The organism is Haloarcula sp. DT43 (assembly GCF_037078405.1).
GTDB lineage: Archaea > Halobacteriota > Halobacteria > Halobacteriales > Haloarculaceae > Haloarcula > Haloarcula brevis.
This window is the reverse complement of sequence record NZ_JAYMGZ010000002.1, coordinates 420,727-434,999: the sequence shown is the minus strand read 5'-3', so window position 1 is coordinate 434,999 and position 14,273 is coordinate 420,727. Positions and strand designations below refer to the sequence as shown.

Below are 14,273 nucleotides of genomic sequence, written 5' to 3'. Positions count from 1 at the left end.
CGGAACCGGCCCCAGCTGGATTCTGACGTGCGGGACCGCGCTACGGGACGCGGAGCCGGACGGTCCACAGCGACCGCACGGCGTCTTCGAGTGCCTCGGCCGGCTCCCCGGTCGCGTCGACGGCCTTCGTCGCCGTCGCGCGGTCCTCGAACTCGTGGATGACCGACCCCTCGCCGACGACGTACAGTCGGTCGGGCGATACCTCCTCGATAGCCGCCTGACAGCGGTCCAGATGGGTGTCTATCTGCTGGTCGCGGAGCCGCTCGAACCGGCCCTGCGAGAAGCCGCCCTTCGAGTGCTGGCTCTTCAGGTCCGAGTCGAAGCCGTGGAAGGCGGTCCGCTCGCGGCCGTCGTACTCGCCCAGCGCGAACAGGTCCGAACGGACCAGGGCGACGACGTGTTCGCCGGTCGGTTCGAACCACGACCGCTTCAGCCGGACCCCGTCGGCCCACTCGGTAAACGGCGACGGCGGCGCGGGGACGGACAGACACGCCGACAGGAGGCCGGCGTCGTCGGTGACCGCGAGACACGGCGCGGCGCTCGCGACCAAGGACGCGCGGTCGCCGAAGGCGTCCCGGACCGGACCGGGCAGGGAGCGCTCCGCCTCGACGTAGGCCGTGAACACGCCCTCGGGCCCCGTCTCGAACGATTCGAGGCGGTCGAGGACGGCCCCGAGCCGCGCCCGACTGAGCGTCTCCTCGGCCCGGAAGGTCGATTCGCCCTCCTCGTTCTGGAGTCGCTGGACGCGGTCTTCGAGTTCGGCGACGCGGTCCTCCAGCCGATTGACCTCGGCCTCGGCCCGCTGGCGCTCGGTCGCCGCGTCGGCACGGCGCTCCTTCTCGGCGTCGAGTTGGCGTTCGAGGTGGTGGTTCTCCTCTTCGAGTTCGGCCACCCGCTCTTTCAGCGACGCGCGTCCCAGCAACCGGTCAAGCATCGGATTGATGGCAGGCGGGGACGGGCTTAAAAGTGACTTCCCGGAGCGTCGCTGCGCCGGGGCGCCGTCTCACTTCGGGGTTTCGCCGTCGTCTCTCAGTGACGACATGATGAGCCGCTTGACGCCGCGCCGAAGGAGACCGCTGGCCGCAGGTTGGGAGATGTCCAGTTCGGCGGCGACGTCGCTGAGCGTCGCGTTCCGCGGTTCTTCGAAGTACCCGGTTTCGAATGCGACGAGGAGCGCTTCCCGCTGGCTGTCGGTCAACCCGGCGTCCGTGTTCCCCAGACTGGCGTACTCGTTCACGCGCACCAGGTCGATGTCGATGTCGTTCCCCTGTGCGTAGTCCCAGAGGTGGGCCAGGTCCGTTCGGTCGGACATCCACACCGTCAGAATCCAGGCGCGCCCGTCGTTCTCCATGTCGAGGATGACGCCGTTGGCGGCGGAAATAACGGGCGAGAGTATCTTCGCCTCGTCCGTGTACTCGAAACTGTAGATGGCCTCGTCGTCCCTGGTCTCGATGACGCGTTCGAACTCGCCGACGGTGCTGTCGCCCCGCAGTCCGTCTTCGAACCGGTGGAAGTCGGACGACTCGATGTGGTAGAAGAACTTGCCCGACGTCGGGTCCGTGCCCGCCTCCGACACGGACCTGACTTTCGAACTCCGGTCGTGGGCGACGGTCTGTGTGAGGACGATGTCGGGGTGTTCGGCCCGGACGACCGCCTTGATGTCGGTCATTGTGCTGTGTAGTTTGGGTGTGCCGAGTCGTACGGTCTGATGGCTGTTCGAGGCGCGTGGGACCGATATCGAGTTCCGAGTGGCATAATGGTGGCGTGCTGTATCGTAACCGGGTCGGTCGGGTGTGGAGCGTGAAGCCGCTGTCCGGGCTGTCGCGTCCCGCACGTGCCAGTCGGCCCGAAACCACCCCACTGCAGTACCGTAGTCCCGCGAAACGGTGTCGGTGAGTCAGACGCGGTGGTTGAACAGCGCGGCCCAGAGCCGCCCGAACCAGTTGCTCTCGGACGACGGGGTAGTCCCGGCGGGGAGGTAAAATTTCGATTCGGTAGCGTCGTCCCGGTCGTCGGCGTGGGTCCGCTGTGGCATACAGGTGAACGGACGCCGCTGGACCGCATCGGTCTGTAGCTTAAGCGTATAACCCACTTATATCGGGGTCCGGGAATCCGACCGTTCTGTCCCAGCAAGAACCTCACCGGAGCCGTGTCTGCGCCGTCAGACCGCTGTATCGGGCAGTGTCGGCGTCCCCTCGGAGATAGAGAGCAGTTGTGCGGCGTGGTCGGCCTTCGCCAGGAACACTTCTTCGAGGCTGGGTGGGTTCCGGACGTTGGCGTCTTCGAGCATCGATTCGGGAACGACGAGTGTGTCCGCCGGGACCTGTTCGTCCCCGTGGACGGCGAAGTGCTGGGAGCCGAGTTTCATCACGAGCGGATAGTCTGTGCGCTCGATTCCCTCGCCGGAGGCGTACAACTGTTCGTTCACTCGTTCGTGCTGCTCACGACACATCGCGGCCGCCGCGTCGTCTCTCGGTTCGACGTAGAGGCGGCCGAGGTAGTATCCGCGCGAAAACTGTTCGAACATCGGTGCACCCGAATGTGTGTCATTGACATACATAAGTGTTCGCCGGCACGCTTTTGCCGTCGTGCAAACAGCGCGGACTCGGCCCCGTCCGACAGGGCTTTGCCGCGAGCGGTCCCGAGTCGACCCATGAGCGAGCAGCGGGGGCCGTTGCCACGTCGGTACGCGCGGTACTACCTGGAACAGACGCCGAGTCTCGTGTGGCTGCTGGTCGTCAACGCCGTGGCGATGCTCGTCGGCGTCCGGTACTACGTCGAGACGATGCCCGAGGTGTCGACGTTCCTCTGGCCGCTGTACGCCGACTCGCCGGCCGCGCTGTTCCTGATGACGCTGTCGGTGGCGACGCTGCTGCCCTTCCTCGGGGAGTCGCTCGACGAGGTCCCCCTGACGGTCCCGCTCGCGTACCTCCACACGATTGCGCTGGTCTGGCTGGTCAAGATGGGGCTGTGGACCGTCGTGGCGTTAAACATCGGCTTCGACGCCTACTTCCCCGCGCCGTGGGCGTACTTCGGCATCATCGTCACCCACCTCGGCTTCGTCGCCGAGGGGCTGTTAGTCCCCCACTACGCCCGGACGACGAAGGGCGCGCTGGCGACTGCGATGGTGCTGGCCCTGTGCAACGACGTGCTCGATTACGGCTTCGGCTACCACCCGCCGTTGCGCTACGAGCCCGGCCTCGCGCTGCCCGCCGCCACCGTCGCGCTTTCCGTGCTGTCGGTTGGACTCGCCTGGCGATTGCTCCCGTCGGGGAAGCCGACTTAAATTCGCTGTTAAACACTCTTGGACTATCTGCGGTCGTTTCAGACGCTCGTGAACGACACGAACGAAGGCGTTTCTTTTTGACGTGGGAGGGCAGAGATAGTGGTACGAATGAGCCCACGCCAGGCCACGCTCCTCGCCGTACTGGTCATCGTCGGGAGTGTCGCCGTCGGCCTCCCGGCCGTGGCGGCGCAAGAGACCACGACGGAGACGGTGGCCACGCAGAACGACTCTGGCAGCGGGATGGGGGCCCAGCTCACGGCGTTCCTGCAGTCGAACTCGGCCGCCGCGAACGACACGGTGGAAAACGGGATGTGGCGGTCGGCGTACAACCAATCGAACGACACCGAGCGTGCCGAACTCGTCACGAGCCGGGCCGGTTCGCTCGAGCGCCGGCTGGAACGGCTACAGGAGCGCAACGCCACAATCGAACAGCGACACGAGAACGGCTCGCTCCCGGAGCAGGCCTACGTGGCCCAGCGGAGCCGTCTCACCGCCGAAATCACCGGCCTGCAGGCCGCGATTAACGACACCGACACGGCCGCCGAACAGGCCGGCGTAGACGACACCGAACTGGAGCGGTTGAAACGGAACGCCAACGAGTTCTCCGGCCAGCAGGCGGCGTCGGTTGCCCGCGGCATCGCCGGTCCGCCGAACACCGCCGGCCCGGACGACCAGGGTCCGCCGGAGGACGCGGGAGTCAACCGAAGTGAACAGGGCCCGCCGGAAGTCGCGGGCGTCAACGAGAGCGAGCGGGGACCGCCAGCCGAGACGCCCGAACGGGGAGCCAACGAGAGCGACCCGGGACCGCCCGACGAGGCACCCCGCCAGCAGGGAAACGAGAGCGAGCGGGGCCCACCTGACGATGCTCCCGGACAGCAGGAAACCGGTAGCGAACAGGGCCCACCCGCTGACAGGGGCACCGACGGCGATAACGGGGCGTCCGACGACGCGGCCGAGAGCGAGGGAAACGGGTCTGACAGGGCTGCGGAACGGGGCAACGGGAACGGGGAGCGTGGAGCGTCCGGCACCGAGAACAGCGACGGAGGCGACAGCGGTGACGATGCCGGGAACGGCGCTGGTGGGGAGAACGGTTCTGACGCCGACGGGTCCGGCGACGGTACCGACGGCTCGTCCGAGACGGATTCCAGCGGCGATGCGGACGGTGCGAACGACGAGGGAAACGATAACGGGAACGAGCGAGGCAGTGACGGCGGCGACCAGGGCAACAGCCAGGCCGGCGGCGGGGGAGACGGTGACGCGGATGACCGGGGAAATAACGGAGACGACCAGGCCGGTGACCGAGGAAACAGCGGCGGAAACGACCAGGGCACCGGCGACGAGACCAACCAGGGCGACAACGGAGACGACCAAGGGAACGACAGCGGAGAGGGGCAGGAGGATAATGGAGACGCCCAGACCGGGGACCAGGGAGATAACGGAGACGACCAGGGGAACGACCAGGCCGGTGGCCAGGGAGACGGTGACGCGGGTGACCGGGGAAATAACGGAGACGACCAGGCCGGTGACCGAGGAAACGGCGGCGGAAACGACCAGGGCACCGGCGGCAGTGACCAGGGAAACGACCAAGGTAGTGGCCAAGGAGACAGCGGCAATCAGGGCAACGGGAACGGCGGCGCGTAGGTGGGGCGTGGGCTCGGTCAGTAGCTGAGCAGGTCACTCACCAGCAAACCGCCCGACGAGAGTCATGCTTTTGAACCGTGACCCGCTACCTACGACTCGATGGACTCCGCCGAGTTACTCAATCTCCTTGGAAACGCCAACCGCCGGCGGATTCTCAAACTACTCGCCCACAAGCCCTGCTACGTCACTGAAATCAGCGAATACATCGGTGTCAGTCCGAAAGCGGTCATCGACCACCTCCAGAAGCTCGAAGACGCCGGGCTCATCGAGTCCCGGACCGACGACCAGCGCCGGAAGTACTTCTCTATCGCCCGGAACCTCCGCCTGGAGGTCCGCGTCTCGCCCTACGAGTTCGGTACCAAGAGCGCATACCCGGCCAACCCCGAGTTCGAGATGCCGTCCTGTCGCCACCTCTCGATAGACGTGGGTGCCGCCGCCGACGGCGACTTTCACGACCTGGCGCGGGAACTGGAACACCTCCAGCAACTGGAGAACGAACTGTCGCTGGCCCAGCGGTGGGTCCAGGCCCGCATGACCGACGTGCGGGACCGCATCGACTCCGGCTTCGAGAACGGGGACGGCCGGCTGTACGCGGAACTCGTCAGCGGGCTGGCGAACGGTATCGACACCGTCCCGGCGCTGGCCCGGGAGATAGAGGCCCCGCCGGAAATCGTCGAGGAGGCGCTCAGCCGACTCGAAGACGACGACGTGGTCGAGCGGACCGACGACGGCTGGGAAATCGTCTGAGAGCGAGTCAGTCCAGGTCTTTCGTCAGCCCGCTGCGGAGGTCACGGCCGAAGTAGTGGCCGACGACCGCGAGTACCAGCCCGACGCCGCCGGCGATGGCGAACAGTCGAGTGCCGTTCAGCCCCGCGGCCAGCTGTGGCAGGAGGGACAGGACGGCCGTCGTGCCGCCGCTGACGCCGCCGGCGACCGCCAGTTCGAGATAGCGCCGTTCGCTGGCGAACAGCCCGTAGACGAACCCGCCCAGCAGGACGCCGAGCAGTTCGGTAAACGGTAGGAGGGGAATCAGCCCGCCCAGCACCATCCCGCCGCCGACTGCGCCGAAGGCGTACAGCAGCGCCCGCAGGGAGAAGTAGCTGTGCGTGGACTCCGACGACTGCGACGCGGCGTCGGTCGTCCCGGACAGCGACTCGGTCGCGTCGACGCCGAACTCGCCGCTCGACTCGGCGTCCGCGTCGCGGGTCCGTTCTTTGGTACGTTCGGCCATACCGGAAGTGGGACGGCGAGCGGTATGGTCCTTGTGGGGAGCACCTGCCGTTCGTTTGGCCGTGCCGCCGCTCTCAGACACCGAGCCAGTCGTCGTTTCGGACCGAGTAGCCGTTCGACCGGCAGAACTTCGCCGCTCGCCGGCGAACGTCACGGGAGCTCGGAAGCCGCTCTTTCTCGTGGACGCGTTCGACGATCCAGTCGGCGACGACCCGGATTCCCTCGTCGTCGTCGTCCTCGTCGATAGCCTGCAACTCCCGGAAGGTTCGCTCGTAGCCGTCGCGCTGTGAGGTGCCAAAGGACGCGCTCTGGTGTGCGTCGGCGGCCTCCACGACGCGCTTCATCGCCCCGGCAATCGTCGGCCGCTGGACCCGCGTCCGAACCGCGGCGGGCGATTCGAACGACTCGACCGTCGCATCCGGGAGGAGGTCCGCGACGGCGTACGCTCCCTCGACGGACTCGACTTCGTGGTCGCCCACGGCATCCACCACGTCAGCCGCTGTCGCCGGGAACTCGAGCGTGTCGAGTTCTGTCTCGAAGTAGGCGAGCGCCGCCGGGTCGACCGGCGGCTCCGGATCGTCCGCGCGTTCGAGTTCCTCTGCGATAGCGCGTTCTCGCTGGCGGCGCTCGTCGTTCCGGGCCTGGTTTTCCCGTCCGGTCTTGTTGTCAGCCATACTTGTTAGGAGAGTGTCTAGTCGGATAACCTTGTGGCCTGGTATCCCTCGGAAGTTTCAGTCGCGAAATTGAGTGGTGTTCGGTGAGTCCGCTGGCCGCTGGTCGGTCTGGGACGGTCCGTGCCAGACGCACCCTCGGTTGGACACGCTGGCCGAAACGAGTGGGTTCAAGTCCCACCGGCGGAAAGTCCCGCGCATGAACGCAGGCGACCGGGTCCGCGTCGAGCGCGCGGCCCAGACCTACGAGGGCGTGTTGCTCCCCTCCAGCACGCCGGACCACCTCGTCGTCAAGCTCGACGGCGGGTACAACGTCGGTATCGACCGCGAGGACGCCGAGGTCGACGTGCTGGAGTCGGACGTGTACGACGTCGAGAGCGCACAGGACGAACAGGGTACGTCGGAAATCGAGTTCGACGACGACCTGCCGACGGTGTCGCTCATCTCGACCGGCGGGACCATCGCCTCGACCGTCGACTACCGGACCGGCGCGGTGACGGCGCAGTTCGACGCCGAGGACGTGCTGCGGGCGGTCCCGGACCTCGCGGGGATGGCGAACTACCGCGGCCGCGTCGTCGCCAACATCCTCTCCGAGAACATGACGCCCGCGGTCTGGCAGGACCTCGCCCGCGCCGTCCACGAGGAGATCGAGGCCGGCGCGGACGGCGTCGTCGTCATGCACGGCACGGACACGATGCAGTACACCGCGTCGGCGCTCGCCTTCATGCTCGATACGCCGGTCCCCATCGTCTTCACCGGGAGCCAGCGCTCGGCCGACCGCCCGTCCTCGGACAACGTCATGAACGCCGTCTCGGCCGTCGAAGCGGCCACGAGCGACTGCGCGGAGGTGCTGGTCTGCATGCACGCCGACGAGTCCGACGACCGCTGTGCGCTGCACCGCGGCACGCGCGTCCGCAAGAACCACACCTCGCGCCGGGACGCCTTCGAGACCGTCGGCGCGAAACCCCTCGGCGAGGTCGACTACGACATCGACGGCGAGAGCCGCGTGACCTTCCGCCGCGAGTACGCCGAGCGCGGCGCGACCGACCTGGCGCTGCACGACGCCGTCGAGACCGACGTGGAACTGGTGAAGTTCTCGCCCGGCATGGACGCCTCGCTGCTCGACACGGCCGCCGCCGACAGCGAGGGCCTCATCATCGAGGGGACCGGCCTCGGCCACGTCAACACCGACTGGATAAGCGTCATCGAAGACCTCGACATCCCGGTCGTCATGACCAGCCAGTGCCTCGAAGGCCGGGTCTGCGACCGCGTCTACGACACCGGCCGCGACCTGCTCGACGCCGGCGTCGTCGAGGGCGAGGACATGCTGCCCGGCACGGCGAAGGTCAAACTCATGTGGGCGCTGGCAAACAGCACCGACGTCGCCGACGCCATGCAGGAACCGCTCGCCGGCGAGATTCAGCAGCGGTCGACCCCCTGGCTGTAACGAGCGACCGAACTTTTCACGCCCCGTCCCGCAGTGTGGAGTATGTCATCGACGGTTCGACAGGCGCGAGCGGACGACTACGACGACGTGGTGGCGTTCGTCCAGGAGGTCTGGAGCGACCGCGACACGGCGGAGTACATCCCGGCGGTGTTCCGCGACTGGGTTGCCAGCGACGGCCCGGACCAGCGGACCGTCGTCGCGACCGTCGACGGGACCCCCGTCGGCCTCTGCCAGGGCGTCGTGCTGAGCGACCACGAAGCGTGGCTCCAGGGCATCCGCGTCGACCCGGCCCACCGGGGCGAGGGCCACGGGCTGGCGATGGTCGAGGACCTCCTCGAGTGGGCGGCCGACGGCGGGGCGACGGTCGCCCGGAACATGGTGTTCTCGTGGAACGACGCCGGCCTCGGCCAGTCCGTCGCGGCGGGGTTCGAGCCGACCTGTTCGTTCCGGTGGGCGTCGCCGGAGCCGCGCGAGGCGACCCCGTCGCTGTCTGTCACCGACGACCCGACGGTCGCCTGGACCTACTGGACCGACAGCGACGCGCGGACCGCCCTCTCGGGGCTGGCACTGGACCGCGAGCAGTCGTGGGCGCTCTCGGAACTCACGCGCGACGACCTGCGGGCCCTCGCCGACGAGGAGGCCGTGTTCGCCGTCACGGACGGCGGGACCCACGGCGCGGCGTGTCGCGCCCGCGTGACGCGCGACCCGGGCGACGACGTTCGTCTGGCAGAGTACGCCGTCGGCGCGTGGGACGACGCCGACGCCGCCGCGGCCCTGTTCGATGCGATTCGGGACGACGCCGCCGCCCTCGGCGTCGACCGGACGCGGGTCCTCATCCCCGAGACGCCGCGGCACGTCGCACAGGCGGCCGCCGTCCGCGGGGCGACGAGCGACTGGCCCACCTTCGTCTGCAGCGCGGACCTCACCTGAGCCCCGTCCCGTTATCAGCCATGGAAACGAGGCCAGTGCGTTCATGACCCGAACGGTCTGTACTAGAGTCCATGTCGGTTTCCGGACTCTCGCTCTCGTTTGCGGTCTACGTGGCGGCGTACGCCGTCGCCACGCTCGGGTGTCTGGCCGCCGTGCCGCGGGCGCTCAGCGTCGCGGAGCCGGACACACGGCGCGGGCTCGTCGGCCTGCTCGCCGGGAGCGGCGGGTGGGCCGCGCTGGAACTGGCGTTCCTGGTCGCACCGACGCCAGGGCTGCGGTACGCCGCCTACGTGCTCAGCCTCGTCGTGGGGCTGACGACCGTCGGGTCGTGGCTCTACTTCACGTCGGCGTACACCGGTCGCTCGCTCCACCGGACGGCATCGTACCGCCGCCTGGCCGTCGGCGTCTACCTCGCCATCGTCGCGGTCAAAGTGACGAACCCGCTCCACGGGCTGTACTTCCGGACGGTGTTCGTCCAGACGCCGTTCCCGCACCTGACGATAGAACACCAGACGTTCCACTGGCTCGTGGCCGGCCTCTCGTACGCGCTCGTCGCCGTCGGCTTCTTCATGCTGTACGAGCTCTGTGCGGAAGCGGACTACGACACGCGCCCGCTGGTCGCGCTCGTCGGCGTGACCGGGCTGCCCGTGCTCCTCGACATCGTCGGGTTCACGAGCGACCGGCTGCTGGACATCAACTACGAGCCGCTCGGGGTCGTCGTGTTCGCCCTCGGCGTCCTCTACGTCTTCGACACCACGTTCCTGGCCGTCCAGTTGACCGACGGGGTCGACGGACCAATCGTCTACCTCGACGACACCGGGCGAATCCGCGAGTACAACGACCTCGCGGCGTCGACGTTCCCGGCCCTCGATGGGACGGTCGGGGAACAACTCGGCGACACGCTCCCGAGCGTCGCGGGCGCGCTCGACAGCGACGACCAGATACTCGAATACGTCGAAGACGGCGAGGTCCGCTACTACCTCGTCAGCGGGACCTCGTTCTCCCTCGGGCAGACCAGCATCGGCGAAATGGTCGTCTTTTCGGACGTGACGGAGGTAGAGCGCCAGCGGCGCGAGCTCTCGCGGCAGAACGAACAGCTAGAGGGGTTCGCCGCCGCCATCCGCCACGAACTGCTCAACACGCTCCAGACCGTCAACGGACGGGTCGACATCGCCGGGAGCGCCCTGACCGACGGGAACGTGACCCGGGCCCGCGAATCGCTCCGGGCGGCGTCCCGGTCGGCCGACCACATGGCCGACGTCGTCGGCAAACTCGCACAGCTCGCACAGCACGGGCAGACCGTCGAATCGACGCGGCAGGTGACTGTGAGCGAGGTCGCCGAGCGCGCGCTGGCAGCGGCCGACGTCGGCGACCTCACGCTCGTCGTCGCGGCGGACGGCGCGGTGGAGGCCGACCCGCCGCGCTTGCAGACCCTCTTCGAGAACGCGTTCCGGTTCGCGGCCCACAACGGCGCGGCGTCGGTGTCGGTCGCGGTCACCGACGACGGGTTCACTATCACCGACGACGGCCAGCCGCCGGCCCGGGACGACCCCGCGCCGTTTTTCACCTACGGGCAGGCGATTCCGGACGGCCAGTCCGGGCTGCCGCTCCCGAACCTGCGGTTGCTGGCCGAAACGCACGGGTGGGAGGCCACCGTCGACACGGCCTACCGGGACGGGTTCCGCATCGTCGTCACCGGCCAGGTCGGGACGAGGCGAGCGTGAGAAGTCGGGCCGTCACCCGCCGCTGACCGGCGGAAACAGCGCGAGTTCCGTCCCCTCGTCGACCGGCGTCGCCAGCCCGTCGCCGGCGGAGAACGGGTCTTCACCGTCGACGAGCACACGGATGTGGTCGGCCAGTTCCTCGTTTTCGTCGAGCACCTCCTCGGCGAGCGCCGGTCGCGCCGCGAGCAGCGCATCGAGCGCCGCTTCGACCGTGGCGTCGCCCTCGACATCGACGCTGACCGACTGGCCGTCGGCCGCGTCCCGGAGGTGTGCGAACAGTTTCCACTCCATACCGGTACTGCGGGCGTCCGTCAAAAGAGGGTTCCGGACCGCGGCGTGTCCGGTCGGGGCTCCGCCTCCGAGCGTCCGCTGGTGGCGGTCAGCTCTGTTTCTCCGGGTCCTCGTCGGCGTTCGATGTGTCGCCGCCCTCGTCGGCCGGCGGGTCGGGGGCAGTCGGGTCGTCGGTGGCGCCGTCCGCCTCGCCGATTCGCTCCTCCGGGTCCCACACCTCGACGGTGTCGTCGTCCGCCGCCGGCTCGTCGAACGGCTCGTCAGCCGAGAGGTCGTCGGGCTCCTCCGCGTCGGCGTCCGAGAGCGCCGACAGCGGGTCCTCGTCCGGGGCGTCGTCGGATTCGTCCGTCGGCCCGTCGGCGGGTTCGGCCGTCGATTCGTCCGCGCCGGTGTCGGGCTGGTCCGTGTCGGCGGCGGTATCGGCCGTCCCGTCGTCGATAGCGTCGGCGTTCCCGTCGTCGGTCCCGGCCGGTGTCTCCGCGGCGTCGCTGTCGGGTTCGGCCCCAGCACTGGAGGCCGACGCCGACGCGACATCCTCGCCGTCGGCGTCTGCCTCGTCCGCCGGGGCGGCCGTCGCGGGCGGGTCGCCGGTCCCCGCCGTGGCTTGCTCCAGTCGCCGGAGCGCGTCCGGGGTGGCGATGGCGTAGATGGTGTCGCCGGCCGCCAGCACCCGGTCGCGGGACGGAATCGTCTCCGGTGCCGCGTCGTCGCGGGTGATTGCGACCACCGCGACCGCCAGGCTCCCGACGGGCGCGCCGTCGAGCGCGCTCCCCGGCCCGACGGTGGCCGTGCCCATCGTCTCGTCGGCCGCCCGGAGCAGCGAGGCGAACTCCCGGTCCGAGCGGTCCTGTACCGGGAGCGTGACCAGTTTGTACTCGGTCTGGGGGTCGAGTTTCGGCGTGTCTGCGGCGTCGATGGCGACCGTCACCACGTCGTCGGCGACTCCCCGGAGTTCGCCGGTGAGCACGCGCCTGGCCGGCGCTCGCTCCCAGACCTGGACGAGGTCCCCGGCGCTCGCGGCGTGGGCCGGGTCGGCGCGGATGGCGACGGCGTTCGTCGAGGGCGGCAGTGTCGGGCCGATACCGGCCGCCCGCGAGCCGACCGCGAGGTAGTTGACGGTGCCGTCATCGGCCAGTTCGACGTCCACGTGGCCGACGCCGTAGTCGGTCTTGAGCCGGGCGACCAGCCGGTCCCTGAGTTCGTCTTTCGTCAGCCGCCGCGGGAAGAGGAACCGCCGGTCCGCGAGGGTCTCCTTCGTCTCCTCCGGCATCGGGTCGTAGCCGACGATGTCGTCGACGTCCTCGGGGAGGCGGACCGAGGTAACCCGGCCGACGGTCTGGACGATTTCGCTCACGTCGGCGTCGATGTTCCGGCCGCCGGTCGCGGCGAAGAGGTCGACGCCCAGCCGGTCCCCGATACGCATTCCCCCGTAGGCCCCGGCCCCGCCGGCGAAAAAGGCCGCGAGGTTCAGCAGGACCGCGCCGGCCGCCAGCACGTCCTCGTCGCCGAGGATGACCTCGCTGAGCGCGGTCGTCGCGCCGATGACGAGGACGACGGCGGTCAGCCCGAACAGGAGCGCGAGCCCGGTCTGAATCCGCTCCCGGACGTACCAGCGGTAGAAGACGGCGATAGCGCCCGCCGGCGTCGCGGCGAGGACGGCGATGGCGAGGAGCCACGCCACGCCCTCGACCACCACCTGCGATAGCAGCCCCAGTTGCAGGTTCGCACCGACCTGTGCCAGCGGTCCGGCGAGCGTCATGCGACCGCCTCCTCGAAGGCCTCGAGGTCGGCGCGGCGGCCAATCGCGTACAGTTCGTCGCCGCCCTCGACGGCCGCGTCACCCCGCGGCGCGACCTGCCAGCCGTCCGGCGTCCGGATGGCGACGATGGCGACGCCGTGGGTCTCGCGGACGTGGGCGTCCCTGAGCGTCGTCCCGTCGAGGGGGCCGTCGGCCCGGACGGTCAGCCGCCGGAACCGGTTGCCGGCCCGCCGGAGCAGAGAGACGAGTTCGTACTCCCGATGTGTCCCGCGGGGCTCGACCACGACCTTCGGCTGGGCCGACCGCAGGAGCGGCTGGACGTCGGTCCGGGTCACGGCGACCGTGAGCCGGCCCTCGCCGCCATCGGTCGTCGGTGCCTGGACCGGTGCCGGGGACGCCTCGTCGTCGACCTCGGGCGGCGTGGGCGTCTCGGCGGCCGTCTCGTCGTCCGCCGACGCCGACCGGGCACTGACGACGGTCCCGCGAACCTGCGCGTCCTCAGTCAGCACCGTCACCTCGTCGTTGCGGGCCAGGCCGGTCGGCAACAGCGCCTCGACCGAGACGGCGTGGCGGTTGTCGCCGACGCGCTTCGACAGCCCGGAAAACGGCGGCGCAGCGACGACCGTCGCCCGCCCCTGTTCGTCTATCGAGACGGCGGCGTCGCCGAGGTCGAACTCCGATTTCAGCCGCTCCTCCATGCGGTGTTCGAGTTCGCCGATGCGGAGGTCCGCCGGGAAGCGCCACTCCTCGGTTCGTATCTCGGCCCGGAGTGGCTCTGACAGCGGGGGATACCCCTCCATGTCGGCCACGTCGCCGACGACGCGGATGCGGACCTCGTCGCGGCCGCCGACGAACTCGACCACGTCGGCCGAGAGCTTCTTCTCGCGTAGCCCCTTCAGCGAGAGCCGCTTCGGGAACTCCGCCCCGAGCTTGTCCCCCTTGCTGTGGGCGTACAGCGACACCATCCCGACGAGGATGATGGCAGTGATTATCCGCTCGGCGTTGGGGGCCTGCGTTATCGACTTGTCCGCCAGCGACATGAGCCCGCCGCTGACGCCGGCCAGCGCGATTGCCAGCACGACGACACCGAACCCGGGCACGGTGATGCCGGTAAAGTACTTGAAACTGAACCCCAGCGCCCACGACACGAGCGCCGGTATTACCCCCACCAACAACCCCAGATAAATCCCCATCAATACCTCAATCGGGAGCGACGCCATGTCCCCATCCTGCGTGTCCGGTAGTAAATCGCTTCCGGCCCGCGGACAGTACATTTACACCGGGCGCTGTAATC

Annotated in this window: 15 protein-coding genes; 6 read left to right on the top strand and 9 right to left on the bottom strand. The window is 68.9% G+C overall.

The annotated features are described in order from the left end of the window. Positions 1-40: 40 nt before the first annotated feature. The 4 genes from VI123_RS09530 to VI123_RS09515 form a co-directional block, all read right to left on the bottom strand. The gene (locus VI123_RS09530) at positions 41-934 is read right to left on the bottom strand and encodes a Vms1/Ankzf1 family peptidyl-tRNA hydrolase (protein WP_336337822.1); all 894 of its coding nucleotides are present in this window, start codon (positions 932-934) and stop codon (positions 41-43) included. 69 nt (positions 935-1,003) lie between these two features. Continuing rightward, positions 1,004-1,669, bottom strand: coding sequence for a helix-turn-helix domain-containing protein (locus VI123_RS09525; protein ID WP_336337821.1), 666 nt, complete (start codon positions 1,667-1,669; stop codon positions 1,004-1,006). A gap of 228 nt (positions 1,670-1,897) precedes the next feature. Continuing rightward, the gene (locus VI123_RS09520) at positions 1,898-2,035 is read right to left on the bottom strand and encodes a hypothetical protein (RefSeq protein ID WP_336337820.1); all 138 of its coding nucleotides are present in this window, start codon (positions 2,033-2,035) and stop codon (positions 1,898-1,900) included. 126 nt (positions 2,036-2,161) lie between these two features. Continuing rightward, the gene (locus tag VI123_RS09515) at positions 2,162-2,527 is read right to left on the bottom strand and encodes a DUF5802 family protein (RefSeq protein WP_336337819.1); all 366 of its coding nucleotides are present in this window, start codon (positions 2,525-2,527) and stop codon (positions 2,162-2,164) included. Between the two features lie 126 nt (positions 2,528-2,653). Between VI123_RS09515 and VI123_RS09510 the strand changes: the two genes are divergently transcribed. From VI123_RS09510 to VI123_RS09500, 3 genes are all read left to right on the top strand, one after another. Next, the gene (locus VI123_RS09510; RefSeq protein WP_336337818.1) at positions 2,654-3,286 is read left to right on the top strand and encodes a DUF1405 domain-containing protein; all 633 of its coding nucleotides are present in this window, start codon (positions 2,654-2,656) and stop codon (positions 3,284-3,286) included. Positions 3,287-3,394: 108 nt separating this feature from the next. Then, entirely contained in the window at positions 3,395-4,927 is a 1,533-nt protein-coding gene (locus tag VI123_RS09505; protein ID WP_336337817.1) for a hypothetical protein, read from the top strand. A gap of 99 nt (positions 4,928-5,026) precedes the next feature. Beyond that, positions 5,027-5,674, top strand: coding sequence for an ArsR/SmtB family transcription factor (locus VI123_RS09500; protein ID WP_336337816.1), 648 nt, complete (start codon positions 5,027-5,029; stop codon positions 5,672-5,674). Positions 5,675-5,681: 7 nt separating this feature from the next. Here the strand turns inward: VI123_RS09500 and VI123_RS09495 are convergent, their stop codons facing one another. Together VI123_RS09495 and VI123_RS09490 are read right to left on the bottom strand one after the other, a co-directional pair. Next, complete coding sequence (locus VI123_RS09495; protein WP_336337815.1) at positions 5,682-6,158, bottom strand: hypothetical protein; 477 nt, start codon at positions 6,156-6,158, stop codon at positions 5,682-5,684. A 73-nt stretch (positions 6,159-6,231) separates the two neighbouring features. Next, positions 6,232-6,831, bottom strand: a complete 600-nt coding sequence (locus VI123_RS09490; RefSeq protein ID WP_336337814.1) for a DUF5789 family protein — start codon at positions 6,829-6,831, stop codon at positions 6,232-6,234. Positions 6,832-7,027: 196 nt separating this feature from the next. Here VI123_RS09490 and gatD point away from each other — a divergent pair, with 196 nt between their 5' ends. The 3 genes from gatD (at position 7,028) to VI123_RS09475 (ending at position 10,929) form a co-directional block, all read left to right on the top strand. After that, a complete protein-coding gene (gene gatD / locus VI123_RS09485) occupies positions 7,028-8,275 on the top strand; it encodes a Glu-tRNA(Gln) amidotransferase subunit GatD (RefSeq protein WP_336337813.1) in 1,248 nt (415 codons plus the stop codon). Positions 8,276-8,317: 42 nt separating this feature from the next. Further along, the gene (locus VI123_RS09480) at positions 8,318-9,205 is read left to right on the top strand and encodes a GNAT family N-acetyltransferase (RefSeq protein ID WP_336337812.1); all 888 of its coding nucleotides are present in this window, start codon (positions 8,318-8,320) and stop codon (positions 9,203-9,205) included. Between the two features lie 71 nt (positions 9,206-9,276). After that, positions 9,277-10,929, top strand: a complete 1,653-nt coding sequence (locus VI123_RS09475) for a sensor histidine kinase (protein WP_336337811.1) — start codon at positions 9,277-9,279, stop codon at positions 10,927-10,929. A 12-nt stretch (positions 10,930-10,941) separates the two neighbouring features. Here the strand turns inward: VI123_RS09475 and VI123_RS09470 are convergent, their stop codons facing one another. The 3 genes from VI123_RS09470 to VI123_RS09460 form a co-directional block, all read right to left on the bottom strand. After that, positions 10,942-11,220, bottom strand: a complete 279-nt coding sequence (locus VI123_RS09470) for a ubiquitin-like small modifier protein 1 (RefSeq protein ID WP_336337810.1) — start codon at positions 11,218-11,220, stop codon at positions 10,942-10,944. A gap of 88 nt (positions 11,221-11,308) precedes the next feature. Further along, entirely contained in the window at positions 11,309-12,979 is a 1,671-nt protein-coding gene (locus VI123_RS09465; protein ID WP_336337809.1) for a TrkA C-terminal domain-containing protein, read from the bottom strand. Further along, positions 12,976-14,253: a potassium channel family protein gene (locus VI123_RS09460; protein WP_336337808.1), complete on the bottom strand. Its 1,278-nt coding sequence runs from the start codon at positions 14,251-14,253 to the stop codon at positions 12,976-12,978. Before VI123_RS09460 ends, VI123_RS09465 begins: the two co-directional genes overlap by 4 nt. Between the last annotated feature and the right edge of the window lie 20 nt (positions 14,254-14,273).